The sequence below is a fragment of the Xanthomonas sp. LF07-6 genome (assembly GCF_034105445.1).
Taxonomy (GTDB): Bacteria; Pseudomonadota; Gammaproteobacteria; order Xanthomonadales; family Xanthomonadaceae; genus Xanthomonas_A; species Xanthomonas_A sontii.
Genome location: NZ_JAXGGI010000008.1, coordinates 146285 through 170906 on the forward strand (window position 1 = coordinate 146285; position 24622 = coordinate 170906).

At 69.3% G+C, this 24622-nt stretch carries 19 protein-coding genes; 7 read left to right on the forward strand and 12 right to left on the reverse strand.

Annotated elements, in window-relative coordinates; all coding sequences use genetic code 11:
• Positions 1 to 90 precede the first annotated feature (90 nt).
• The gene (locus SLW56_RS13840; protein WP_267102948.1) at positions 91 to 774 is read left to right on the forward strand and encodes a response regulator transcription factor; all 684 of its coding nucleotides are present in this window, start codon (positions 91 to 93) and stop codon (positions 772 to 774) included.
• Positions 775 to 921: 147 nt separating this feature from the next.
• On the opposite strand, the gene SLW56_RS13845 is transcribed toward SLW56_RS13840, so the two are convergent.
• The 7 genes from SLW56_RS13845 to SLW56_RS13875 form a co-directional block, all read right to left on the reverse strand.
• Positions 922 to 1926: a class I fructose-bisphosphate aldolase gene (locus SLW56_RS13845; protein WP_010341500.1), complete on the reverse strand. Its 1005-nt coding sequence runs from the start codon at positions 1924 to 1926 to the stop codon at positions 922 to 924.
• A 118-nt stretch (positions 1927 to 2044) separates the two neighbouring features.
• Positions 2045 to 3454 carry an HD domain-containing phosphohydrolase gene (locus tag SLW56_RS13850; RefSeq protein ID WP_152239959.1) on the reverse strand — a complete coding sequence of 470 codons (1410 nt, stop codon included), beginning with the start codon at positions 3452 to 3454 and terminating at the stop codon, positions 2045 to 2047.
• Between the two features lie 105 nt (positions 3455 to 3559).
• A complete protein-coding gene (pyk, locus tag SLW56_RS13855) occupies positions 3560 to 5026 on the reverse strand; it encodes a pyruvate kinase (protein ID WP_010341498.1) in 1467 nt (488 codons plus the stop codon).
• Positions 5027 to 5252: 226 nt separating this feature from the next.
• Complete coding sequence (locus SLW56_RS13860) at positions 5253 to 5903, reverse strand: HAD-IA family hydrolase (protein WP_267083754.1); 651 nt, start codon at positions 5901 to 5903, stop codon at positions 5253 to 5255.
• Complete coding sequence (locus SLW56_RS13865) at positions 5900 to 7075, reverse strand: phosphoglycerate kinase (protein ID WP_267083755.1); 1176 nt, start codon at positions 7073 to 7075, stop codon at positions 5900 to 5902. The genes SLW56_RS13860 and SLW56_RS13865 overlap by 4 nt, the downstream gene beginning before the upstream one ends.
• A 218-nt stretch (positions 7076 to 7293) precedes the next feature.
• The gene (locus tag SLW56_RS13870; protein ID WP_320695002.1) at positions 7294 to 8658 is read right to left on the reverse strand and encodes a DUF3999 domain-containing protein; all 1365 of its coding nucleotides are present in this window, start codon (positions 8656 to 8658) and stop codon (positions 7294 to 7296) included.
• A complete protein-coding gene (locus SLW56_RS13875; protein ID WP_320695003.1) occupies positions 8655 to 11402 on the reverse strand; it encodes a DUF2339 domain-containing protein in 2748 nt (915 codons plus the stop codon). Before SLW56_RS13875 ends, SLW56_RS13870 begins: the two co-directional genes overlap by 4 nt.
• Positions 11403 to 11660: 258 nt before the next feature.
• On the opposite strand from SLW56_RS13875, the gene SLW56_RS13880 reads away from it, so the two are divergent.
• The 3 genes from SLW56_RS13880 (at position 11661) to SLW56_RS13890 (ending at position 15175) form a co-directional block, all read left to right on the forward strand.
• On the forward strand, positions 11661 to 12737 hold the full coding sequence (locus tag SLW56_RS13880; RefSeq protein ID WP_152236156.1) for a cache domain-containing protein: 1077 nt from the start codon (positions 11661 to 11663) through the stop codon (positions 12735 to 12737).
• Positions 12738 to 13026: 289 nt separating this feature from the next.
• Positions 13027 to 13482: a hypothetical protein gene (locus SLW56_RS13885; RefSeq protein WP_232757275.1), complete on the forward strand. Its 456-nt coding sequence runs from the start codon at positions 13027 to 13029 to the stop codon at positions 13480 to 13482.
• A 526-nt stretch (positions 13483 to 14008) separates the two neighbouring features.
• Positions 14009 to 15175, forward strand: coding sequence for a hypothetical protein (locus tag SLW56_RS13890; RefSeq protein WP_295921731.1), 1167 nt, complete (start codon positions 14009 to 14011; stop codon positions 15173 to 15175).
• 265 nt (positions 15176 to 15440) lie between these two features.
• Here the strand turns inward: SLW56_RS13890 and gap are convergent, their stop codons facing one another.
• The gene (gap, locus tag SLW56_RS13895) at positions 15441 to 16442 is read right to left on the reverse strand and encodes a type I glyceraldehyde-3-phosphate dehydrogenase (RefSeq protein WP_267115152.1); all 1002 of its coding nucleotides are present in this window, start codon (positions 16440 to 16442) and stop codon (positions 15441 to 15443) included.
• A gap of 160 nt (positions 16443 to 16602) precedes the next feature.
• Here gap and SLW56_RS13900 point away from each other — a divergent pair, with 160 nt between their 5' ends.
• The 3 genes from SLW56_RS13900 (at position 16603) to SLW56_RS13910 (ending at position 19066) form a co-directional block, all read left to right on the forward strand.
• Positions 16603 to 17232 carry an OmpW family outer membrane protein gene (locus tag SLW56_RS13900; protein WP_017917377.1) on the forward strand — a complete coding sequence of 210 codons (630 nt, stop codon included), beginning with the start codon at positions 16603 to 16605 and terminating at the stop codon, positions 17230 to 17232.
• Between the two features lie 248 nt (positions 17233 to 17480).
• Positions 17481 to 18110, forward strand: a complete 630-nt coding sequence (locus SLW56_RS13905) for an OmpW family outer membrane protein (protein ID WP_295910264.1) — start codon at positions 17481 to 17483, stop codon at positions 18108 to 18110.
• A gap of 143 nt (positions 18111 to 18253) precedes the next feature.
• Positions 18254 to 19066 (forward strand): S1/P1 nuclease, encoded by an 813-nt coding sequence (locus SLW56_RS13910; protein WP_152236152.1) that lies wholly within the window; start codon positions 18254 to 18256, stop codon positions 19064 to 19066.
• A gap of 87 nt (positions 19067 to 19153) precedes the next feature.
• Here the strand turns inward: SLW56_RS13910 and trxC are convergent, their stop codons facing one another.
• The 4 genes from trxC to SLW56_RS13930 all read right to left on the reverse strand — a co-directional run bounded on the left by trxC (position 19154) and on the right by SLW56_RS13930 (position 24548).
• Positions 19154 to 19597, reverse strand: coding sequence for a thioredoxin TrxC (gene trxC, locus SLW56_RS13915; protein WP_295910263.1), 444 nt, complete (start codon positions 19595 to 19597; stop codon positions 19154 to 19156).
• Positions 19594 to 20073: an OsmC family protein gene (locus SLW56_RS13920; RefSeq protein ID WP_209248856.1), complete on the reverse strand. Its 480-nt coding sequence runs from the start codon at positions 20071 to 20073 to the stop codon at positions 19594 to 19596. Before SLW56_RS13920 ends, trxC begins: the two co-directional genes overlap by 4 nt.
• Before the next feature lie 79 nt (positions 20074 to 20152).
• Positions 20153 to 23368, reverse strand: coding sequence for an efflux RND transporter permease subunit (locus tag SLW56_RS13925; RefSeq protein ID WP_320695004.1), 3216 nt, complete (start codon positions 23366 to 23368; stop codon positions 20153 to 20155).
• A 1-nt stretch (position 23369) separates the two neighbouring features.
• Positions 23370 to 24548: an efflux RND transporter periplasmic adaptor subunit gene (locus SLW56_RS13930; protein WP_267092724.1), complete on the reverse strand. Its 1179-nt coding sequence runs from the start codon at positions 24546 to 24548 to the stop codon at positions 23370 to 23372.
• Positions 24549 to 24622 lie beyond the last annotated feature (74 nt).

Below are 24622 nucleotides of genomic sequence, written 5' to 3' on the forward strand. Positions count from 1 at the left end.
CAGCGCCACCATTGCGCCATCATTCGCCATACCGCACCCTTGCCAGCCGATGACGTTACAGCAAACCGCACTGCGCGAGGACGCGACTCCATGTCCGAGGTGATCCTGCTCGAGGACGAGCCGGTGCTGTGCGAGGAACTCGGCGAGTTCCTGCAGGATCTGGGCTACGTCGTCCTCTGCGTGGACAGCATCGCCGGCTTCCGGACGCGGTTCGATCCGGCGCGCCACACCATGGCCGTGATCGACGTCGGTCTTCCCGACGGCAGCGGCCTGGAACTGGTCAGTGAACTGCGGCGTGCCGGCCATCGGCTGGGCATCGTGGTGTTCAGCGCGCGCAACACCGCCAGCGACCGCATCGCGGGACTGGAACTCGGCGCGGACCACTACCTGGGCAAGGGCGTCGATCTGGACGAACTCGCTGCCACCCTGGCGTCGCTGGGCCGGCGCCTGGCCCTGCCGCCACCGGCGGCGCGCTGGGTCCTGGAACTGGCCGCCGCACGCCTGAACGTTCCCAACGCGCCGCCGGTGCCGCTGTCGCGCCAGGATCTGCTGGTGCTGGCCTGCCTGATGCGCCATGCCGGCGAGAGCGTGGGCCACCGCGAGATCGCCGAGGCGCTGGGGGTGAACTTCCTCGAGTACGACCGGCGGCGGCTGGACACGCAGATGTACCGCCTGCGGCGCCGCGTGGAGGAGATCAGCGGACGCCCGCTGCCGGTGAAGACCTTGCGCAACAGCGGCTATCGCTTCCACGCGCCAGCGGCGATCGCCCCCTGAGCGCCGCGGCGTGCCTCGCCGACGCGCCCTGCGGCCTGGCCACCAGTGCGCAAGCTCCGCTGCCGGCTCCCGCAACACGATGGCCCCGAAACGAAAAACGCCGGCGATGCCGGCGTTTTTCTTTCCTCGCAGGCATTGCGGGGCCGATCAGCCCTGCCACTTGCCCAGCGCGGCCAGGCCGTTTTCCTTGGCGCGCTCGTACACCACCTGCTGCGCCTTGGCGAAATTGCCCTTCATGTCCTGCGCCCACAGCTTCAGCGCGGCCTGCTGCATGGCGCGGCCGTAGGAGAAGCTCAGCGGCCACGGCAGGTTGCCGAGCTGGTTCATCGCGTTGAGGTGCGCGGTGGACTGCTCGTCGGTCTGACCGCCGGACAGGAACACGATGCCCGGCAGGATCGCCGGCACAGTGCTCTTGAGGCACATCACGGTGGACTCGGCCACTTCCTCGACACTGGCCTGCTCGTCGCAGTCCTTGCCGGCAATGACCATCGAGGCCTTGAGGATGGTGCCTTCCAGGACCACGTTCTGCTCGTACAGCGCGCCGAACAGCGAACGCAACGTGGCTTCGGTGACCTCGTAGCAGGTCTCGATGTCGTGGTCGCCGTCCATCAGCACTTCCGGCTCCACCATCGGCACCAGGCCCTGCTCCTGGCACAGCGCGGCATAACGGGCCAGCGCATGCGCATTGGTCTCGATGCACACGCCCGACGGGATGTCCTCGCCGATGGTGATGACCGCACGCCACTTGGCGAAGCGCGCGCCGAGCTTGTAGTACTCCTCCAGGCGCGCGCGCAGACCGTCCAGGCCTTCGGTGATCAGCTCGCCCGGCATGCCGGCCAGCGGATGCGTGCCCTTGTCGACCTTGATGCCGGGGATGATGCCGTGCTCGGCCATGTACTTGGCGAACGGCACGCCGTCCTTGGTCTTCTGGCGGATCGTCTCGTCGTACAGGATCGCGCCGGAGATGTGGTCGCTCAGCTTGGGCGTGGTCAGCAGCAGCTCGCGGTAGGCACGGCGATTCTCTTCGACATTCTCGATGCCCACGCCGGCGAAGCGCTTGGCGATGGTGCTGGTGGATTCGTCGATCGCGATGATGCCCTTGCCCGGGGCGACCATTGCCTGTGCGGTTTCGGCAAGCTGTTCGATGCTCATACGGTTCCTGATGGCTGCAGCGGGGGAACGCCCATTATACCGGGCCGGCCTGCATGCATTCCGTTACCGCGGGAATTGCAAGCGGTTACAGGCGTAGACCGTGCATGTTCCCGGCACTTCAGCCAAGTGCATCCGTCATTGCGTCACACTGCGCCTCTTGTTCGGCCTGCGCGGTCTGCAGCGGCGCAGTGTCCAGGGCCGGCACCGGCGCAGGCGCGCCCTGCGCTGTCGGCAAGGCGATGTCGAGCGCATCGAGCAAGGGCTGCCAGTCGTCGGCACTGCGCGCGCGGCGGTGCGCAAGCAACGCGGCGTGGCGGCGCAGCCCCGGCAGCTGCCAGCGCAGTTCGCAGCAGACGCGATCGACTTCCTCGGCCGCTTCCGGCGCGGCGATCAGCCACGGCAGTTGCTCGACCATCTTGCCGGCGCCGGAATCGTGGATGGCCATGATGTAGCCCACGATCAACAGCAGCAGATGCTGCAAGGCCGCGCGCTCGTCCTCGCGCAGGTCGCCGCCGCGCTGCAGCCGCAACGCCTCGTCGCGCGCCCGTTCCAGGCCGTCGAGCAGGGCGGCCACCACCTCGCGCAGGTGCTGCGGATCGTGCGCCGGCGCCTGTTCCAGCGCGCAGTCGCGCAGGCGCTCGGTCAGCAGGTCGACCACGTCGCGCGGGAACTGTCCGGGCACCACGCGCAGCGCGATGCGCATCCGCGCCAGCGCCTGCGCATGGCCCTGCTCGCGTTCGAACAACCCATCCAGCGCTTCGGCACAGGAGATCAACCGGCCCAACGGCGACAGCGCCGACGCGCCGACCGGATAGCCGGAGCCGTCGATGCGTTCGTGGTGCTCGCGTGCAGCCGCGGCCTGCTGCGCCGAGTACACGCCGGATTCGCCCAGCAGCGCGGCGCTGATCACCGGGTGCACGCAGCGCATGCGCCACTGCGCGAAGTCCTGCTGCGCCTCCGGAATCTCCAGCACCACCGGATCCACGTACATCTCGCCGAGATCGTGCAGCAGGCCGACTTCCGCGGCCTCGCGCATCGCCGCATCCGAGCGCGACAGCAGCGCCGCCAGCCAGGACACCAGCATCGCCACCCGCACCGCGTGCGAGAACGCGGCCGGCCGGGTCTGGCCGAGGGTGGTCAGCAAGGTGCCCGGCGCGCCCAGCGTGCGGGCGCGGGCCAGCATGGCCATCACCGGCTGCGCCTGCTCGCCCAGCAATTGCCGCAGGTGCGGGTGTTCGTCCAGTTCGCGCTGCGCGGCCAACTGCACTTCGCTCGGGCGCAGTTCCTCGCAGAACGCCAGCGAGGATTCCAGCGGACGCAGCAGGCGCCGCGCGATCAGGCGCTCGCGCAGGCCGGCGTTGATGCGCTGGCCCTTGGCGACGAGCAGGATGCCGCGGCGGTCGCGGATATCCTCGGTGACCACCAGCTCGCGCGTGGCCGAGGCCTGGATCAGGTGTTCAAGGCAATGCGTGCCGGGGCGCTCGGGCAGGTCCAGCCCGAGTTCGGCGTGCGCGCTTGGGGACGTCATGGGGGTGTCGCACGATCAGGGAACGGGAGGGCGCCGCGCCGTTCCATGCGCGATCGAACAGGTATTGCCGACGGCGCGGCGGCCGGAGCCGCCGCGCCGCGTCCTTCAGAGTTCGCCCAGGCCGCTGGCACGGCCGTCCGGGCCGACCTCGAGCAGGCGCAGGGTGTTGGTCGCGCCGTGGGTTTCCATGTGCTCGCCGCTGGTGAACACCACGCGGTCGCCCGGCGCCAGCAGGCCGGCTTCGACCAGCACGCGGATCGCGCCGCGCGCGGCCTCGCGCGGGGTCAGGCCGCGACTGTCGAAGTTGATCGGGAACACGTCGCGCATCATCGCCATGTGCCGGCGCGCGCCGTCGTGGCGGGTCACCGCGAAGATCGGCGCCTTGGCGCGGAAGCGCGACAGGTAACGCGGGGTGCCGCCGGATTCGGTCATCGCCACGATCGCGCGCACGCCCACATGCTGGGACAGGAACATCGTGGCCATGGCGATGGCCTGGTCGGCGCGCTCGAGGTTGCGCGGGGCCATGCCGAAGTCGGTTTCTGTCTCGAACTGGCGCTCGGCGCCCAGGCAGATGCGCGCCATCGCCTCGACCGCGCGGATCGGATAGGCGCCGGCGGCGCTCTCGGCCGACAGCATCACCGCGTCGGTGCCGTCGATCACCGAGTTGGCCACGTCCAGCACTTCGGCGCGGGTCGGGATCGGGCTTTCCACCATCGACTGCAGCATCTGCGTGGCGGTGATCACCACTTTGTTCTGCGCCAGCGATTCCTTGATGATCTTCTTCTGCAGGCCCGGCAGCTCGGCGTCGCCGATTTCCACGCCCAGGTCGCCACGCGCGACCATCACCACGTCCGAGGCCTCGACGATCTCGCTCAGGTTCTCGATCGCCTCGGTGCGCTCGATCTTGGACACCAGCGCCGCATCGCAGCCGTGCGCGCGGGCGATGCGCCGCGCCTCGTTCATGTCCTCGGCGTTGCGGCAGAACGACACCGCGATGAAGTCCACGCCGATCTTGGCGACGATGCCGATCAGTTCCTTGTCGCGCTCGGTCAGTGCGCCCAGCGACAGGCCGCCACCCTGCTTGTTGAGCCCCTTGCGATCGGACAGCACGCCGTCGTTGAGCACGCTGGTGACGATGCGCTCGCCCTGCACCTCGACCACCTTCAGCTGCATCAGGCCATCGTCCAGCAGCAGCACGTCGCCCGGCGCCACGTCCTGCGGCAGACCCAGGTAGCTGACGCCCACCTGGCTGGCGTCGCCCGGCGCGGCATTGGGGTCGGCGATGAGGTCGAAGCGGTCGCCGAGCTTGAGCGAGACCTTGCCCTGGGCGAAGCGCTCGATGCGGATCTTCGGACCGGGCAGGTCGGCGAGGATGCCGATCTCGGCGCCGACGCGGGCCGCGGCGGCGCGCACTTCGGCGGCGCGCTTGGCCTGGCCGGACGGATCGCCGTGGCTGAAGTTCAACCGCACCACGTTGACGCCGGCGCGGAACAGATCCTCGAGCACGCCGGGCGGGTCGGTGGCCGGACCGAGGGTGGCGAGAATCTTGGTGCGGCGCTGGCGTTCGATCATGATGGCATCCTTGGAAAAAGCGCTCAAAGCTAGCACACGCGTCCATCACACAGCATGGCATTTCGGCATAGACGCACGCGCGGTCCGGCATAGCGAGCGGACAATGCGGGACAGTATGTGGTCATGCCACGCCAACAGCCGCCGGCCCGCGGCCACCGCGCGGGCAGGCGACGCAGCATGCGCAGCCAGCGCCCTGTGCGCCGGACGCACCGGCGCACGTGCCCATTCAGGCCGCGACGAGCGCCGGCAACTGCGCCGGCGACTGCGCCAGCACATCGGCACCGGCCTGGCGCAGCTCCTCGGCATCGCCGAAGCCCCACAGCACGCCGATGCTGCGCATGCCGTGATGGCGCGCGCCGTCGATGTCCATGCGCCGGTCGCCGATCATGCGGCACTGCGCCGGCACGACAGAGAGCCGGCGCAGCGCCTCGGCGATCAGGTCCGGCTTGGCCCGCCGCGCGCCGTCGTCGCTGGCACCGACGATCTCCTCGAAGCGAGCGCCGAACGGCAACTGCTCGACGATGCGCCGCGCGAAGCGCTCGTTCTTCGAGGTCACCACCGCCAGGCGATGCCCGGCTGCGGCGATCGCCTCCACCGCCGCGCCGATGTCCGGGAACACCGTGTGCTCGCGCCAGCCATGGCTGTCGTAGCGGCTGCGGTACAGCGTCAAGGCCTTCTCCACCAACGCCGCATCGCCGCCGAAGTGCTGCTGGAAGCTGTCGCGCAGCGGCGGGCCGATCCAGGCGCGCAACTGCGCCGGGGTCGGCAGCGGCTGGCCCAGTTCGGCGAAGGCATGGCGCAGGCTGCCGACGATGCCGACCTCCGAATCGACCAGGGTGCCGTCCAGGTCGAAGAACAGGACGTCGGCGGCGCTCACGCGCCGCGCGCCTGCAATGCGGCCACCGCCGGCAGGGTCTTGCCTTCCAGGAACTCCAGGAACGCGCCGCCGCCGGTGGAGATGTAGCTGACCTGCTCGGCGATGCCGTACTTGTCGACCGCGGCCAGGGTGTCGCCACCGCCGGCGATGGAGAACGCCGACGAGGCGGCGATCGCCCGCGCCAGGGTCTCGGTGCCCTTGCCGAAGGCGTCGAACTCGAACACGCCGACCGGGCCGTTCCAGACCACGGTGCCGGCCTTGGCGATCAGCTCGGCGTAGTGCGCGGCGGTCTGCGGGCCGATGTCCAGGATCAGGTCGTCGTCGGCGACGTCGGTGACCGCCTTCACCGTGGCCTCGGCGTCGGGCATGAACTGCTTGGCCACTACCACGTCGCTGGGCAGCGGGATCGCCGCACCGCGCGCGTTGGCGTCGGCCACGATCTTGCGCGCGGTGTCGAGCAGGTCCGGCTCGCACAGCGACTTGCCGACCGCATGCCCGGCCGCGGCGATGAAGGTGTTGGCGATGCCGCCGCCGACGATCAACTGATCGACCTTGTCCACCAGGTTGGACAGCAGTTCCAACTTGGTCGAGACCTTGCTGCCGGCGACGATGGCCAGCAGCGGCTTGGCCGGTTGCTCCAGCGCCTTGGCCAGCGCATCCAGCTCCGCCATCAGCAGCGGACCGCCGGCGGCGACCGGGGCGAACCTGATCACGCCATGGGTGGACGCCTGCGCACGGTGCGCGGTACCGAACGCGTCCATCACGAACACGTCGCACAGCGCCGCGTACTTCTTCGCCAGGGCCTCGTCGTCCTTGCCCTCGCCGACGTTCATGCGGCAGTTCTCCAGCAGCACGATCTGCCCGGGCCGCACGTCCACGCCATCGACCCAGTCGCGGATCAGCGGCACGTCGACGCCGAGCAGCGCAGCCAGGCGGATGGCCACCGGCTCCAGCGAATCCTCCTGGGTCCACACGCCTTCCTTGGGCCGGCCCAGATGCGAGGTCACCATCACCGCCGCGCCCTGTTCCAGCGCGTGCTTGAGCGTCGGCACCGAGGCCAGGATGCGCTGCTCGGAGGTGATCAGGCCATTGTCGATCGGCACATTCAGATCTTGCCGGATCAGCACGCGCTTGCCGGACAGGTCGAGATCGGTCATTCGCAGGATGGACATGTGATTGCTCGCTTTCGTGGGGTTGCAAAGGGAAAACCGCGCCATCGGTGCAGTATCGGCGTCGGCATCGGAACGTCGGGTGCACGCCGTTCGGCCGATCGCCGCGCAGCGGCGAAACCGCCATTGTCCGGCGTCGGCCGCACAGCGGCAAATCGGTGGGGGACGGTGCGCTGCCCCGCGCGCGCGGCGCGGCGTGCGCGCCGTCGCCGCGGGATCGATCAGCCCGTGCCCTCGCCGGCGCCGGGTTTGCGCAGCAGGCTGAGCGCGAAACCGACCACCAGCAGCGCACCGCCGACCAGCAGCGCCCACAGCAGCCAGGTCTTCCAGTCGCGCGGCGGCGGTGGCACCTGCAGCGCCGCGGCACCGGCCAGTGGCTGCGCCGCGCCGAGGCTGGCAGTGGCCGGCGCCCATTGCGGCCCACGCTGGGTGTGCAAGGCCTGCAACGCCGCGGCCAGCGGCGCCTGTGCACGCTGGGTGCGCGCACTGCCGGCGGCCAGCGCATAAGGCGGCGCCCCCTGCGCCAGGAACACCAGCGTCTCCGGCTGGTAGCCCAGGCGCAGCGCCGGCCGCTGCCGGCCCGGGTCCTGCGCCGCCAGCAATCGCCAGTAGCGGTCGCGCACCGGCGCGGTCAGCGCCTGCGGCGGCGAGCGGCTGCCGCCGCCCACCTGGTAGGCCAGCCATGGACCGGCGCGGTCCTGCCACGGCGCCTCGGCGCTGTCGCGGCTCTGCACGCGCCATTCGATGGCGTTGTTGCCGGGCAAGGCGATGTCGACGCGCGTCACCGGGTAGCGCCCGGGCGACACGAAGGCATAGCCGTGCTGCGCGGGATCGGTGCTCGCCGCGTCCAGTTGTTGCCAATGCCAGTCGGCGACGACCGGCGTCGGTGCCAGTTCGGCCTCCACCCCGGTCAGCGGCGGCGCGCCGGCGCCGGCCAGCGGCAGCAGGCGCAGATAGCGCACTTCGCGGCCGATGGGGATGCGCAGTTGCTGCAGCCGGTGCCCCTGGTTGCTGAGGTCGACCAGGGTCGCATCGGCCACCAGCACCTCCCAGTCGCGCAGATCGTCGCTGCCCTCGACGCGGTAGCGCGCCTGCTGTGGCTGCGCAGCGGCGGCCCATTGCAGCGACAGCGCGCGCAGCGGCGCATGCAGCGCGCTGGCATCGACCAGCCAGCCGGCAGCGCCCGCGTCGGAGCCAGCGCCGGCCACGCGGGTCTGGATGCGGCGCACACTGCCGTCGCTGTCGCGCTCGGCGATCAGCTCCAGATCCGGCGTCCGCCCGTCGGGCGCCGCCGGCAGCGGAAACCACGGCAACGGCTGCCGGCGCAGCGCCGTCTCGGCCTGCTCGGCGGCGAACAGGGCCGCCGGCAGCGGGTCGCCGGCCGCGTTGAACACCTCCACGTCGCCCAGCGAGGCGCGCTGCGCGCTGCGGTAGACCGCATCGTCGAGCTGCACGCGATAGGCGCCGGCATCGGCGTCCTGCAAGGTCAGCGGCCACTGCTGGGCGTAGTCGTCGCGCTGGCTGGCGGCGAACGCGCACAGCGGCAACCCGGCCAGCAACAACGGAAACAGCGCACGTCGGATCATGGGATGGCCTCCTCGGCCGGTTCGGCAGCGCGCGGCGGCGCCGGCGCCAGATAGCCGACCACCGTACACAACAACCCGTACGCGATGAACGAGGCGATGCCGGCGACGTTGCCGAGGTTGCCGCGGTCCACCAGCAGCAGCTTGGCCAGCACCACCGCCATCAATACCGCGCCGGCCAGCCACAGGCCGCGCTGGCCGCGCCGCGAGCCCAGCACCCAGCCGAGCACGCCCAGCACGCTCCAGACCACGGTCAGGCTGGTCTGCGCCACGCCATTGCCGAGCACGCCGGGCCACGGCACCGCCGCCCAGTAATGCACCGCATGCAGGGTGACGCTGGTGATCCACAGGAAGCCGGCACCGGCCAACAGCTGGGTGCGCCAGGGCCGCAGCAGCGCCGGCAGCTCCGCGGTGCGGGTCCAGCGCACGCCCAGGACCAGCAGCGCCAGTTGGGTCAGTTCCAGCGGATTGAGCACCGGCACCCAGGGCAGCGGCGCGCTGCTGCCGGGCAGGCCCAGGCTGTACAGCCATGCCACCGCCAGCAGGCCGAAATAGGTGCTCTGCAGCGCGCTGCGGCACGGCGCGAATGCCGCACCCAGCGGGGCCGCCAGCCAATTCCAGCGCCACAGCGACAGCGCCGTCGCCAGCAACCAGGGCGCCAGCAACAGCATCCAGCGCCAGCCGGCGGCGAGCTCGCTGTGCAGCGCGATCCAAGTGCACAGCAGCCCGACCACGCTGGGCCACACCAGCCACCACACGAACTGCGCCGCACGCGCGACGCCGCCACCGCTATCGCGCAGGCACAGCAGGCTGCGCACGCCGAGCACCGCGAACAGCGCCCAGGCCCAGGCGCCATGCCCGGCGAACGGCTGCCCGTGCACATCGGCCTGCCAGACCGCCAGCGGCAAGGCCAGGGCCAGGCCACCCAGCGTGGTCGCGGCCAGCGCCAGTGCCGGCCAGCGCCGCTGCGCCTCGGCGGCGAGCCAGCCGCTGACCGCGACCCAGGCGAGCAGCACGTCGGCACGCGCGTCGGCGTCGACGAATCGCACGATCTCGGTGACCCCGATCCCGCACCACCAGAACAGCCCCCACACGTAGTAGCCCAGCGCCGGCACGGCGGCCCGCCCACGGCGGTAGCACCAGGCGCTGGCGAAGCCGGCCAGCGCCAGCAGCAGCCCGCTCATGAAGGTGGCGTTGGCCACCGCCTGGGTGTCCTGGGCGATGTCCTCCACGCCCACCAGGAAACCGAACGACGCCGCCAGTTGCAGGCCGGCGCCGCTGAACTGCGGCAGCCAGCGCCGCTGGCGCAGGCCCAGCCACGCCAACGCCGCCCCCTCCAGCGCGAACATGCTGGCGGTCGCGCGCGCGGACAGCGCCAGCGGCACCGCCAAGGTGGCGAACCCCACCGCCAGCACCGCATACGCCTGCCCCAGCACCGCGAAGCTCGCGCGCCGGATCAGCGCCGCCGCCAGCAGGGCATAGATCGCCGCCAGTCCCAGCGCACACAGCGCCAACGGCAGGCCGTCGCCGCGCAGCAGCCCCGCCTGCAGCGAAAACGCGATCAGCGGCGTGCCGAACACCAGGCTGCCGTCGATCAGCGTGCTGCGCGCTGCCTGGCGCCGCGCGTACAGGATCGGGATCAGCAGGTAGAAGGCGAAGAACAGCAGCAGGAACGGCTCGGTGCTGGCGAACTTCTCGGGCCGGTACTGCAACACGCCCCACAGCGTGCCGATGCCGAAGGTGAAGCCGAACCCGAGCAGGTTCAGCACCCGCCACGGCCGGTACCAGGCGATCGCGAACACCGCCGCATTGAGCAGCGCGTAGTAGGAGAACAGCGCCACATGGTTGCCGCTGCCGGTGGACAGCCACAGCGGCGCGAGGAAGCCGGCCAGCGTGCCCAGCACCGCCAGCGTGCGCGATTCCTGCGCCACCGCCAGCACGCACATGCCCGCGACCAGGGCGATGCTCAGCGCCAGCGCCGCGCCGGAGGGGATCAGCCCGGACAGCTTGAAGGCGGCGAACACGGTCAGCAGCAGCACACCGATCGCCCCGCCCTGCAGCGCCAGCGCAAAGCTGCGCTTGCGCGTGCGCTGGCGCCAGCCGAAGGCCAGGCCGGCCAGCGACGCGGCGGCGATGCCGGCGTAGCGCAGCTCGATCGGCATGCGCAGCCAGCCCTGGTCGCCGGCGTACTTCAGCAGCGCGGCGACGCCGGCCAGCAGCACCAGCATGCCGATCTTGACCGGGACATTGCCCTCGGTGAACCAGCGTTTGATCCCGCCCAACAGCCGTTCGATCGGATCCGGCCCACGCGGCGCGGCGGGCTGGGCCGTCGCGGCGGTACGCGCCTGGGCTTGCTGCTGCTCGGCGCGTTCGACCGCGGCGGCCAGCGTCGCGAAATCGTCGTCCCCGGGAGGCACCGGCAAGGGCGGCGGCAGCGGCGGTGGCGCCGCGGCGCGCTCGGCGAACGGGTCTGGACGCGGAAGGTCGAGGCCTGCAGCGAACGGCATGTCCTCCGCCTCGGGCTCAGGTTCGGCGACGGCAGCCTGAACCTCTGCGGCAGCGGCCGCGGAATCGGCGCGATCCGTTGCGGCGGCAGGCGTGGCGGCGGCCATCCGCGCCACCTGCGCCTCCAGTGCGGCGAGCCGCTGGCGCAGGCGCGACTGCCCGACCAGCGCCACGATCGACAGCAGTGGCAACGCCAGCACCACCAGCGCCGCAAACACCACCAGCACGACCAACTTGTCCATTCGTCTCACATCTCCAAAGGCGGTGGCGCGGCGCCCGTGGCGCGCACCGGGAGCCCGGCGGCGCCGGACCTGGCGCAGATGGTAGACGAGTTCGGCGCCGACATCGGCCCACGGACGGGGCCGCAGCCCAGTCAGCGCAAGGCCCGGCGTTCCGACAAACGGTCTTCACACCGCCCTCAAGCCCAGTGCACCGGCGGCCGCTACACCCCTTATCGCGTCGTCCGCCTGCTGTTTTCTCCCACCCCACCGGCAGCATGAATGAACCTACCCGCCCACCCCGCCGACGCGGGGATCGATGACCATATTCGCGCCGTCGTCGGCTTGTCCGACCAGTTGCTCGGCCAGTTGCGCCGCTCGCTGCAGGGGATCGACGCGATCAACCGCACCACCCACATGATCTCCATGAACGCGCGTATCGAGTCGGCGCGGATCGGCGCCGCCGGACGCGGCTTCAGCGTGATCGCGCAGGAAATGGACGGGCTGTCGCGACGCGTGGCCGAGGCCACCCAGGACCTGGACAAGGTCGCCGCGCGCACCAGCACGGAGATGCGGCAGACACTGGGCCGCCTGCAGGACGACGTGCGTCGCACGCGGCTCAGCGAGCTGGCCCTGAGCAACATCGACCTGATCGACCGCAACCTCTACGAGCGCAGTTGCGACGTGCGCTGGTGGGCCACCGACGCGGCGGTGGTCGCCGCGGCGCGTGCCGACAGCGATGCCGAGGCGCTGGCCTACGCCTCGCGGCGCATGGGCCAGATCCTGGATTCGTACACGGTCTACTTCGACCTGATCCTGGCCGGAAGCGATGGCCGCATCCGCGCCAACGGCCGGCCGCGGCAGTTCGGCTCGGTCGGCAGCGACGTCTCCGCGCAGCCATGGTTCGAACACGCGATGCGCACGCGCAGCGGCGAGGAATTCGGCTTTCAGGACGTGCATGCCAGTGCGCTGGCCGACGGCGAGCGCGTGCTGGTGTACGCATGCACGGTGCGCGACGGCGGTCGCGTCGATGGGCGCGTGCTGGGCGTGCTGGGCATCGTGTTCCGCTGGGACGCGCTGGCGCAGACGATCGTGCAGCGCACGCCGCTGTCCGAATCCGAATGGGGCCGCAGCCGCGTCTGCATCGTCGATGCGCAGGGCCGGGTGCTGGCCGACTCGGCCGGGCGCATGCTGCAGGACCGGATCGACTTCGACGGCCGCGACGCCTTGTTCAAGCAGCCGCGCGGCGCCGTGCTGATCGACCTAGACGGCCGGCCGCACTGCATCGCGCACGCCGCCTCTCCCGGCTACGAAACCTACCGCACCGGCTGGCACTCGCTGATCCTGCAGGCGCTGTAGGCCGCACGCACTGGCGCCCACCGCAAAAGCGGCAGCGGATCACAGGCTGCCGCGCGCGGTGTCGGCACAGCCGCCTGTGCGGTACCCTCAGACCGTGTGCCGACGACTGCGACGACCTCATCGGCAGGGCGTCGTCTCTGCCTGAACGCCCGTGCGTGCTGTATTGACGGCGTCATTTCGCCATGCCTAAGCTCGTCGCGCCGCGTTGATGCCGCGCCGACGCATCGCCTCGACGCGACCGGTGCACTCTGGATTGCAGACGCCACTTCCCAGGTAAACGGACATGACCATGAAACCCTTTCGCACCCTGCTGATCTCGGCCCTGCTGGCCGGGTCTTTCGCCGCTCCCGCCCTGGCCGAAAAGGTCGACAATCCGGATCTCTACACCGCCGATGCGGTGAAGAAGAACATCGTCATCGGCAAGACCACCAAGGAGCAGGTGCGCGCGATCTATGGCGAGCCCAATTACGTCTCCAGGACGTCTGGAAAGGAAGGCGGCTACGAGAAGTCCTGGAGCTATCGCCCCGGCGAATCTCACGGCGAGAAGGCGCGCAAGACCGCGACCGGCCTGCTGAAGCGGATGCTGCCCGGTTACTATACCGGCCCGGCGATCAACGAAGCGCAGGAGCATGGCGTCGGCGCGCGCAACGTCAAGTCGTACGACCTGGAAGTGGAATTCGACGCCAAGGGCGTGGTCACCGATTACCAGCAGACCGAAAGCAACCAATCGCGCGACGCGCTGTAATCGCGAGGCCGAGCCAGCCTGCGGCAGCCGACGCGCCGCGGCAGGGCCAGCGGCTCGCCACAACGCAAAAGGAGCGCGTGAGCGCTCCTTTTGCGTTGTGGCCTCGACCTGTGTACGCGACAGCGCCAGAACGGGCCGAGCGCTGCACGGGAACAGACGCATCCCGCCAATCGCATGGCCGAGACCACTCCAGCACCTGGACAAGGTCGCCGCACGCACCTCAGCGAACCGGCCCTGGTCAGTGTCGACCCCACGAGCACAGTGACGACATGCGCTGGTGGGCCTGAAACACGGCGCAAGGACTCCATCGACTCTCGCAGAACAGCTCCGGCCATGAAGAGTGGATAGCGCATTGGGCCAATGCCATCATCGTGGATGCGGCAAGCGACCATCCCGGCTTGCGTGCGAAAGTCGAGGATAGCAATAAAGACGCAACGAAAACGGCGGAAAACAGGCCGCGCAAGGCCGATGCGCAGCTAATGGCCGTCCACCCCCCCTCCATTTGCAACTCAAAAAACGAGCAGATATGGATTTCCTTACGCTACAGGACAAGTACCCGGACCTCTATTTCTTTTGGCTGGAAGAGCTTGGACTGTATTACGCAGCTGGCGAAGAGAACAAGACATACTTGATCGAAAGAAATGGAAACATCGTCTACCAAACGGCGGAAAAGACGTTCGCCGACTTGAATGGAAGCCACTTCCCCTACAACTGGGACAAGTGGGAAACGGATTTCAACCGTCAGATCGATTACTGGACGGAAATCCAGTTCTCAGGGGAATTCATTACCAACTCGATTTTCTCCTTTCGGAACGGCAACCTTGTTCGCTTGCTTGAAGACGAGCTCATCCTGTATGCAGCTCCCATAACGCCGCAACGACTGTTGCTGCAAGTGGCCAAGGACAAGGACAATCCCTTGTCCCGTGTCACCATCCACCTCTACGACACGCTTAGAAACGAACTCAGGGAACTATGGGAAGGCCCTTACCGGGAAGAACCATTTTCTGTTCATCGCGTGCGCGGCGCGGAGCACTTTTTTTCGATCTGGATTCGCGACGACGAAAACCCCATCGATCACTACACACGCAAAGTATTCCAGCTATATACCGCCGAGGGAGAACCGCTGGTAGATTTTGAAACGGCCTGGGGACATGGCGGCGGAGACACCTGTTTCGATCTCTCCCAACGAGGCATGGGAATCACTCACAGAATTCTGGATAAACCCATTTTTATATCTTCGCACTGGTATTTCAACCGCTATGAGGCATGCGATGTACTGATCGACAGGAAAGGCAATAACTACGGGGAATTTTATTACATTGCAGGACAGAAACCCTCGTATTTCGGCAAGTCCTCGACCAGACACCCGAAGTACATCGACAAGAAAATTCTGTGCCTTGCGCTGCCGGTACGCGATCATCAGCCGCCGTGCCTGACGATCCTCAACGAGGACGGCAGCAGGATCGTGACGGAATTCGAGTGTCCGTGGCTTTTTTTCAACCTATCCGCAACGCTCGTCAAAGACAAATCCATCTTCGGCAAGACCTGCCTTGTGGTGATCGACAAGGAATGTCACGCAAGGCTTATCGGCCTCGATGGAAAGGAAATCGAAAACACCACGCCCATTCCCCTGAAAAGCATCGATCCCAGAATGAACTATCCGAAGCTTTTCGCGAAGCAATGCCCGCAATAGCAGTGCATCGAATTGGCTTCAAGCCAGGCAGGTCTTGAGTCCATCCGGATCCCCAGCCTGAACAGTGCCGCCGCGACCGCACGAACATCGACCCGGGACAGGAAGCACCTGCACGATCTGTCCGGCAAGCCGGCGTGCGACACCTGGAGCTTGTCATGTCCCCTGAAACAGGCAGGCATAGGACCTGCGCCATTCCATCCGGGCACGTCATCGCCCACAAAAAAAGCGCCGCAAGGCGCTTTCTTTGTGGACGACGCCAGGCGGCTTACTTCGCCACCACCTTGACCATTTCCAGGCACTTGTTGGAGTAGCCCCACTCGTTGTCGTACCAGGACACCAGTTTGACGAAAGTGCCGTCCAGGGCGATGCCGGCATCGGCATCGAAGATCGAGGTGCGCGCGTCGCCGCGGAAATCGGTGGCCACCACCTTGTCTTCGGTGTAGCCGAGGATGCCCTTCAGCGCGCCTTCGCTCTGCGCCTTCACCTCGGCGCAGATCTCGGCGTAGGTGGCGGGCTTTTCCAGTTCCACGGTCAGGTCGACCACCGACACGTCCGAGGTCGGCACGCGGAAGCTCATGCCGGTGAGCTTCTTGTTCAACTCCGGGATCACCACGCCGACCGCCTTGGCCGCACCGGTGCTGGACGGAATGATGTTCTCCAGGATGCCGCGGCCGCCGCGCCAATCCTTGTTGCTCGGCCCGTCCACGGTCTTCTGGGTGGCGGTGGCCGCGTGCACGGTGGTCATCAGGCCGCGCTTGATGCCCCACTTGTCGTTGATCACCTTGGCCAGCGGCGCCAGGCAGTTGGTGGTGCAGCTGGCGTTGGAGACGATGGCCTGGCCGGCGTAGGTGCTGTCGTTGACGCCATACACGAACATCGGCGTGTCGTCCTTCGACGGCGCCGACAGGATCACCTTCTTGGCGCCGGCATTCAGGTGCTTCTGCGCGGTTTCCTTGGTCAGGAACAGGCCGGTGGACTCGATCACCACGTCCACGCCGACCTCGCCCCACTTCAGCGCCGCCGGATCGCGTTCCTGAGTCAGGCGGATCTTCTTGCCGTTGACCAGCAGATGATTGCCGTCGACCGACACCTCCGCCTGGAAGCGGCCGTGCACGGAGTCGTACTGCAGCATGTAAGCCAGATAATCCGGCTCGAGCAGGTCGTTGATGGCGACGATCTCGATGTCGCTGCCGAAATTCTGCACCGCCGAGCGCAGCACGTTGCGCCCGATGCGACCGAAACCGTTGATGCCGACCTTGATTGCCATTTCAGTAGCTCCTGCGGCCGCGCCTGGCGCGGCGGATGGAAGGGGAAATCCCATTCTAGCAGGCCGGCCGCGCCACGCCGGACACGCCGGTTTGATCAGGATCAAGGCGGCATCGGGCGGCGCGCCGGACACTGCGCCCACACCCAACCGAGACTCCACCATGCGCACCACCTCCCCCCTCCTGCTCGCCGGCCTGGCCGCCGCCCTGACCCTGTGCGCCCTGCCGGCGCTGGCGCAGTCGCAAGGCGACTGGACCATCGGCATCGGCGCCCACCAGGTCAACCCGAAGTCCGACAATGGCACGCTCGCCGGCGGCACCCTGCCGCTGCGCATCGACAGCAACATCCGGCCGACGGTGACCTTCGAGTACTTCGTGCACCAGGACCTGGGCGTGGAAGTGCTGGCCGCGCTGCCGTTCGAGCACGACATCAGCGTCAAGGGCGTGGGCAAGGTCGGCAGCACCAAGCACCTGCCGCCGGTGGTGTCGCTGCAGTACCACTTCAACAGCGCCGGCAAGGTCTCGCCGTTCGTCGGCGCCGGCCTCAACTACACCACCTTCTTCAGCGAGAAGACCACCGGCGCGCTGGCCGGCAGCAAGCTCAAGCTGGACGACTCCTGGGGCCTGGCCGCGCATGCCGGCGTGGACATCGCGCTCACCGACAAGTCGGCGCTGCGCGTGGACATGCGCTGGATCGACATTGACAGCAAGGTCAAGGTCAACGGCAGCGACCTGGGCACCGCGCACATCGATCCGCTGGTGTACGGCCTGGCCTACGTGATGAAGTTCTGAGACGGGCGCCGGCGCCGCTGCGACCTGCGGCGCCGGCGGCAACAGGATCGGCGCCGCTCGCGGCAGCGGCGCCATTCCGGCGCATGGCCGTACCGGATCGACGCGCGGGCCGCACACGCGGCCTCGCCGGAGCGCAGCGCGTCCGCCCCGCTTCTCTGGCAGACTACGCGCCACACGGATGTGGATCGGTGCCCGCCGGGCCGACACGGGGTTCGCATCCGCCCACTCGTCGTCCACCGGGGTCTCCCATGCCGCCACGCCTGTTCCGTCGCCTTGCCGTCGCCGCCCTCGCCGCCCTCGCCAGCATCGCCCTGCCCGCCGCGGCGCAGTCGGCCGGCCACTTCACCACCAGCTACGGCCTGCACGGCATGGTGCCGGGGTCGTCCAACGGCACGCTGCGCGGCAGCGATCAGCGCTTCGACGCCGACGTCGCGCCGGCCGTGTCGTTCAGTTACGAATACTTCTTCCGCGGCAACCTCGGCGTGGAGATCCAGGGCCTGGTCGGCCAGCAGAAGATCGGCCTGGACCGCGGCGGCGATATCGGCAGCGCCTGGATGCTGTCGCCGACCATCTCCCTGCAGTACCACTTCAACGGCAACGGCGACATCTCCCCGTTCGTCGGCGCCGGCCTCAACTACACCGCCTTCCTCGGCAGCGACGGCAAGGGCGCGTTTTCGTCCAACGACGTGAAGTTCAAGGACAGCATTGGCCCGGCGCTGCATGCCGGCGTGGATTTCGCCGTCGGCGAGCGCAGCGCGATCCGCGTGGATGCGCGCTGGACCGGCATGCGCAGCGACGTAGAGGTGGACGGCAGCACGCTCGGCAAGGCCAAGCTCGATCCGGTCACCTACGGCGTCGCCTATCTGATGTATTTCTGAGCCTGCAGCCGGGTCGTGTCCTCGGACGCGGCTCGGCGCGGTCGGCGACGCCGTCTGGCAGCGGCGTCCGCCGTGCTGAGCGGCAACGCAACAGACCTGACGCGCGTCATGGCCGCGTCGTCGGCGCCGGCTAGAATCGGCGCATGAAAATCTCTCCCTTCGTTCGCACCGCGCTCGCCGCGGCCCTCGCCGCCGCACCGTCCGCCGCCTTCGCCTGGGGTCCGCTGGGCCACCGCCTGGTCGCCGATCTCGCCGACACCCAGCTCACCCCGCAAGCCCGCGCGCAGGTCCGCACTCTGCTGCAGGGCGAACCCGACCCGACCCTGGCCGGCGTCGCCAACTGGGCCGACCAGCTCCGCGAACACGATCCCGACCTGGGCAAGCGCAGCGCGCGCTGGCATTACGTCAACCTGGCCGAGAACGACTGCCACTACGAACAGACCCGCGACTGCCCGGACGGCAACTGCGCGGTCGAAGCGCTGCGCCGCCAGGCCGCGATCCTCGCCGACCGCAGCCAGCCGCAGGCCGCGCGTGCGCAGGCTTTGAAGTTCGTGGTGCATTTCGCCGGCGACGTGCAGCAGCCGCTGCATGCCGGCTACGCCCGCGACAAGGGCGCCAACACCGTGCAGATCCAGTTCGAGGGCAAGGGCAGCAATCTGCATTCGCTGTGGGACAGCGGCCTGCTGCGCAGCCGCGGGCTGGACGAACAGGCCTACCTGGCCGAGCTGGAAAAGCAGCCGTTGCCGGCGCCCTCGCCGGCGGGCAGCGCGCTGCCGCCGCCGGCCGCGGCGTGGGCCGAGGCCTCCTGCAAGATCATGCTGCGTCCGGGCTTCTATCCGCCCGGCGCCACGCTGCCGGCCGATTACGTGACGACTTGGCGCCCGGTCGCCGAAGCGCAGTTGCGCCAGGCCGGTGCCGACCTGGCGGCAACCTTAAACGCGGCGCTGGGCAAGTAAGCCAGGCGCACCGTATAGGAGCGGCTTCAGCCGCGATGGGCTTTCCTGAGCAAACCCATCGCGGCTGAAGCCGCTGCTACGAGAGCGTTACGCAGAATTCAACTGTGCCCGCGTCCAGCGCACGATCTCCGCGGTGCCGATGGCGCCGCTGTGTCGGCCGAGCTCGCGGCCCTGGCGCAGCAGAAGCAGCGTCGGGATGCTGCGGATGCCGAAGCGCCCAGCCAGCGCCGGCTGCGCGTCGCTGTCCAGCTTGCCCAGGCGCAGCCGCGGCTCGAGGTGTGCGGCCGCGGCCGCGAAGTGCGGGGCCATGGTCCGGCATGGGCCGCACCATGGCGCCCAGACGTCCACCAGCAACGGCAGCTCGCTGCGTTCGGCGTGCGCGGCAAACGTCTCGGCGGTCAGCGTGACCGGTGTGGCGTCGAACAAGCCGCGATGGCAGCGTCCGCATTGCGGCGCGTCCGCCAGTTTCGCCTCCGGCACCCGGTTGAGCGCGGCGCAGTGCGGGCAGGCGACATGCAGCGGCGCGGTCACGCGCCGGCCTCGATGCTCTTGTCGCCCAGCAGCACGGTGCCTTGCGCATCCTTGACCGTGACCTGCACGTCGATGCCCTGGCGCACGCTCTGGGTGACCACGCAGAACTGCTCGAACTGGGCCAGGATCCGTTCCATCTGCGCGTAGTCCTGGTTGGCGCCGGGCAGTTGCAGTTCCACCGAGGCCTGCGGAATGCGCCAGAACCCTTCCGGATTGCGCATCGGCGTGGCGGTGATGTGCGCGACCACGCCGGCCGGATCGTTCTTGTATTTGCGCATCGCGAACAGCAGGCTGGCCGCCAGGCAATTGGCGATGCCGGCCAGCAGGATGCGCGTGGGATTGGGGCCGCGCTCCTGGCCCAGTGGCGCGGTTTCGTCGCTCAGCCAGGGCTCCAGCGCGGTTTCGTCGAAGCGAATGCGGAACGCGAAGTCCGTGTCCTGCTCCAGGGTGACGCGGATCGGATCGCCGATGGGCATCGTGGAAACTCCACTTCGCAGAAAAGGATTTCCGACTCTACGCCGGCACCGGTAACGGCGTGTGGACGCAGCGTCGTGCTCACGCCGCCGCTTCGCGCCGTGCCAGCGGGTAGTACAACAGCGGGATGACCAGCAGGGTCAGCGCCGTGCTGACCAGGATGCCGAACAGCAGCGCCACCGCCAGGCCGTTGAAGATCGGATCGTCGAGGATGAACAGCGCACCCAGCATCGCCGCCAGGCCGGTCAGCACGATCGGCGGTGCGCGCACCGCACAGGCCTCGATCACCGCCTGTTCGGCGCTGTGTCCCTGCGCCAGGGCATGACGGATGAAGTCCACCAGCAGGATCGAATTGCGCACGATGATGCCGGCCAGGGCGATCATGCCGATCATGCTGGTCGCGGTGAACTGCGCGCCGAGCAGGGCATGACCCGGCATCACCCCGATCACCGTCAGCGGAATCGGCGCCATGATCACCAGCGGCAGCAGATAGCTGCGGAACTGCGCCACCACCAGCAGATAGATCAGCAACAGGCCCACCGCGTAGGCGATGCCCATGTCGCGGAAGGTCTCGTAGGTGATCTGCCATTCGCCGTCCCATTTCACCGCGAAGTCGGCGGTGTCGGTCGGCGGTGCGATGAAATACTGCTGCAGCGTCTGCCCATCGAGCCGGTGGCTGCGCAGTTGCCCGACCAGGTCGAACATGCCGTACAGCGGGCTGTCCAGGCGTCCTGCTTCGTCGCCGGTGACGTACACCACCGGCCGCAGGTCCTTGTGCGCGATGCTGTCGTCCCAGGGCAGGCGCTGCACCGCGACCAGTTCCGACAGCGGCACCAGTTGCCCATCGCCGCCGCGCACGCGCAGCGCCAGCAGGCGTGCGCTGGCGGCCTGTGCGGCGCCCGGCAGGCGCAGCCGCACCGGCTGCGCCACCTTGGACGTGCCATCGTGCAGCCAGGTGACGTCCAGCCCCTGCACCGCCGTGGCCAGGGCATCTGCGATGGATGCCTGGCTCACGCCCAGGCGCGCGGCACGTACGCGGTCGACCACCAGCGTTTCGCGGGTAGCGGCACTCTCCACGCTGGTGTCGACATCGACCACGTTCGGCGTGCGCAGGAAGCGCCGCTCCAGCGCCAGGGCGAGCTGGCGGCTGCGCGGATAGTCCGGCCCGTACACCTCGGCCACCAACGGTGACAGCACCGGCGGCCCCGGCGGCACCTCCACCACCTTCAGCGACGCGCCATGCCGGCGTGCGATCGCCGCCAGCGGCGGCCGCAGCGCGCGGGCGATGGCATGGCTGTGGCGCGTGCGCTGGCGCTTGTCGATCAGATTCACCTGCAGGTCGCCGACGTTGTTGCCGCTGCGCAGGAAGTACTGCCGCACCAGGCCATTGAAGTTGACCGGCGCCGAGGTACCGGCATAGCCCTGGTAGTCGTGCACCTCGGGCGTGCGGTCGAGCACCCCGGCCAACTCCACCAGCAACGCATCGGTGTCCTGCAGGGTGCTGCCTTCGGGCAGGTCGACCACGATCTGCAGCTCGGACTTGTCGTCGAACGGCAGCATCTTCAGCACCACCCACTGCAGTCCGACCAGGCCCACCGCGGCCAGCAGCAGTGCGGCGATGCCGGCGAACAGCCAGCCGCGCCGGCGCGCGCCGCGGCCCGGATCCAGGAACGGGTGCAGCAAGCGCGCGAACAGGCGCTGCAGGCGCGGTGGCGCGTCGCCCCGCGCGTGTGCCTGCGCGGCTTGCGCCGGCACGTGCCGCTTCAGCAGTTTCAGCGCCAGCCACGGCGTCACCACCAGCGCGATCGCCAGCGACAGCAGCATGCCGACCGAGGCGTTGATCGGGATCGGCCGCATGTACGGCCCCATCAGGCCGCTGACGAAGGCCATCGGCATCAGCGCCGCGATCACGGTGAAGGTGGCGAGGATGGTCGGGCCGCCGACCTCGTCCACCGCCGGCGGAATCGCCTCGCGCAAGGTCTTGCCGCCGGCGCGCAGATGGCGGTGGATGTTCTCCACCACCACGATGGCATCGTCGACCAGGATGCCGATGGAGAAGATCAGCGCGAACAGCGACACGCGATTGAGGGTGAAGCCCATCGCCCACGAGGCGAACAGCGTCAGCGCCAGGGTCAGCACCACTGCGCTGCCGACCACGATGGCCTCGCGCCAACCCAGCGCGAACAGCACCAGCAGCACCACCGAGGCGCTGGCGAACACCAGCTTGTGGATCAGCTTGGCGGCCTTGGCCGCCGCGCTGGCGCCGTAGTCGCGGGTGACCTCGGCATGCACGCCCTGCGGCAGCAGTTCGCCGCGCAGGGCCTGCAGGCGCGCGCTCACCGCGCGGGTGAGCGCCGAGGCGTCGGTGCCCGGCTTCTTGGCGATGGCCAGGGTCACCGCCGGCGCGCGCCCCTGCGCCGGGCCGCCGCGCGTGGGTGGCGTGCCGTACCACACGTAGGCCGTGGGCAGGTCGGCACCGGCCTGGATCTGTGCCACATCGCGCAACTGCAGCGGCCGGCCGTCGTGCACGCCGATCACCAGCTCGCGCACGGCGTCGGCATCGGCCAGGAACCGCCCGGCACTGAGCGGCACCGCACGGCCGCCACCGATGCGGTCGCCGAGCGGACGCACCACGTTCGCCCCCTGCAGCGCCGGGCCGAGGTCGGCCACGGTGAGGTCGTAGGCGGCCAGCCGCGCCGGATCCAGCGTCACCGTGACCACCCGCGGCGGCGCGCCGATGCTGTAGATGTCGCGCGTTCCCGGCAGGCGCTTGAGGTCGGTCTCCAGGGTGCGCGCGATCGCGCCCAGATCGGCGGCGCTGCGCTGCGGATCGTCGCTCCACAGGGTCACGCTCATCACCGGCACGTCGTCGATGCCCTTGGGCTTGACCAGCGGCGCGCTGGCGCCCATCTGCGTCGGCAGCACGTCCAGATTGGAATACACCTGGTTGTACAGGCGCACCAGCGCGGTCTGCCGCGGCACCCCGACCTGGAATTCGACGGTCAACACCGCCTGCCCGGGGCGGCTCACCGAGTACACGTGCTTGATGCCCTCGATCTCGTCGAGCTTCTGTTCCAGCGGCGTGCTCAGCAGTTGTTCGACCTCGCGCGCATCGGCGCCCGGCAGCGACACGAATACGTTGGCCATGGTCACGTCGATCTGCGGTTCTTCCTCGCGCGGGGTGATCGCCACCGCCGCCAGGCCGAGCAGCAGGCCGAGCAGGGCCATTACCGGCGTCAGCGGATTGGCCTGGAAGAACGCCGCCAGGCGGCCGGACATCCCGAAACGGGCAGCCATCTCAACGCTCCGCCAGCGCACGCCGCTGCGCGGCCAGCGCCTGCCCGGCAGCGACCGGATCGCGCACCACCCGCTCGCCCGTGCGCAGCCCGGCCAGCACTTCCACGCGCTGCACATCGCGCTGGCCGATCCGCAGCTGCCGCAGGCTGAGCCGACCGTCGGCCAGCACATAGGCCGCGCTGAGTTCGCCCCGCTGCAGCAGCGCCGACAGCGGAATGCGCAACGGCGCCGCCTCCGCGGCATCGCCGGCAGCCAGCGGAAAACCGACCTTGGCCGTGGTGCCCGGCACCGGGGCCGGCTGCAGCGCGGGCAGCGGCACCCGCACCGTCACGCTGTGGCTGCGCGGATCGGCGGTGGGGAACACCGTCACCTGCGGAACCTGCAGGCTGCGCCCATCGTCCAGCCGTACCTGCGCGCGCGGCACGGCACGGATGGCGTCGGCATCGGACTGCGGCACCTGCACCTCGATGCGCTGCGCGCCGGGCACGTACAGCGACAGCAAGGCCTGCCCGGCCGCCACCGCCTCGCCCGGCTGCACCTGGCGCGCACTGATGACGCCCGCGAACGGCGCGCGCACCACGGTGTAGTCGGCCGGCTGCTGCGCCTGCGCCAGTTGCGCGACGGCGGCAGCACGTGCGGCATTCGCCGCATCGCGGGTGGCGCGGGCCTGGTCAAGTTGCGCGCGCGACACGTATTGCGCCGCGGCCAGGGACGCATAGCGGCGATAGCTGGCCTCGGCCTCGTCGGCGCTGGCCGTCGCGGCACGCACTTGCGCCTGCGCACTGGCCACACCGGCGCGCTGTTCCACTGCGCTGAGTTGCAGCAGCACCTGGCCTGCGGCGACCCGGTCGCCCACGTCCACCGCGACGCTGCGCACGCGCCCGCCGGTCTGCGCGCTCAGATCGGCGTACTCCACCGCGGCCACGACGCCGTCCCAGGAGCGCGACGCCATCGCCGCGGGCTCCACCGGCACGGTCGCCAGCGCCGGCAACGGCGGCGGCGCGACCGTGGCGGCGTCATGCCGACAGCCTGCGAACGCCAGCAGCGCCAGCGTCGCGAACGCGCCCGCCAGGGGCGCACGACTGCTGCCGCGGGCCGGTGCAGCGGCGGGTGCGGTAAGCGTCCCGCGCAGCCGTCCGGCACGCCAGACACCCCGGATCGGCCAACGAAGCACACGCATGATCGAACTCCAGAAGAAAGGGCGCATCCGCGCCGTCGGTGGGCCCCCCACCGCGGCAGATCGGGCGCGGCCGC

Bases quoted from the DNA above. Each gene is read 5' to 3' on its own strand.
- SLW56_RS13840 (WP_267102948.1), top strand. From the start codon at position 91: ATGTCCGAGGTGATCCTGCTCGAGGACGAGCCGGTGCTGTGCGAGGAA.
- SLW56_RS13845 (WP_010341500.1), bottom strand. From the start codon at position 1,926: ATGAGCATCGAACAGCTTGCCGAAACCGCACAGGCAATGGTCGCCCCG.
- SLW56_RS13850 (WP_152239959.1), bottom strand. From the start codon at position 3,454: ATGACGTCCCCAAGCGCGCACGCCGAACTCGGGCTGGACCTGCCCGAG.
- pyk (WP_010341498.1), bottom strand. From the start codon at position 5,026: ATGATCGAACGCCAGCGCCGCACCAAGATTCTCGCCACCCTCGGTCCG.
- SLW56_RS13865 (WP_267083755.1), bottom strand. From the start codon at position 7,075: ATGTCCATCCTGCGAATGACCGATCTCGACCTGTCCGGCAAGCGCGTG.
- SLW56_RS13870 (WP_320695002.1), bottom strand. From the start codon at position 8,658: ATGATCCGACGTGCGCTGTTTCCGTTGTTGCTGGCCGGGTTGCCGCTG.
- SLW56_RS13875 (WP_320695003.1), bottom strand. From the start codon at position 11,402: ATGGACAAGTTGGTCGTGCTGGTGGTGTTTGCGGCGCTGGTGGTGCTG.
- SLW56_RS13880 (WP_152236156.1), top strand. From the start codon at position 11,661: ATGAACCTACCCGCCCACCCCGCCGACGCGGGGATCGATGACCATATT.
- SLW56_RS13885 (WP_232757275.1), top strand. From the start codon at position 13,027: ATGAAACCCTTTCGCACCCTGCTGATCTCGGCCCTGCTGGCCGGGTCT.
- SLW56_RS13890 (WP_295921731.1), top strand. From the start codon at position 14,009: ATGGATTTCCTTACGCTACAGGACAAGTACCCGGACCTCTATTTCTTT.
- gap (WP_267115152.1), bottom strand. From the start codon at position 16,442: ATGGCAATCAAGGTCGGCATCAACGGTTTCGGTCGCATCGGGCGCAAC.
- SLW56_RS13900 (WP_017917377.1), top strand. From the start codon at position 16,603: ATGCGCACCACCTCCCCCCTCCTGCTCGCCGGCCTGGCCGCCGCCCTG.
- SLW56_RS13905 (WP_295910264.1), top strand. From the start codon at position 17,481: ATGCCGCCACGCCTGTTCCGTCGCCTTGCCGTCGCCGCCCTCGCCGCC.
- SLW56_RS13910 (WP_152236152.1), top strand. From the start codon at position 18,254: ATGAAAATCTCTCCCTTCGTTCGCACCGCGCTCGCCGCGGCCCTCGCC.
- SLW56_RS13920 (WP_209248856.1), bottom strand. From the start codon at position 20,073: ATGCCCATCGGCGATCCGATCCGCGTCACCCTGGAGCAGGACACGGAC.
- SLW56_RS13925 (WP_320695004.1), bottom strand. From the start codon at position 23,368: ATGGCTGCCCGTTTCGGGATGTCCGGCCGCCTGGCGGCGTTCTTCCAG.
- SLW56_RS13930 (WP_267092724.1), bottom strand. From the start codon at position 24,548: ATGCGTGTGCTTCGTTGGCCGATCCGGGGTGTCTGGCGTGCCGGACGG.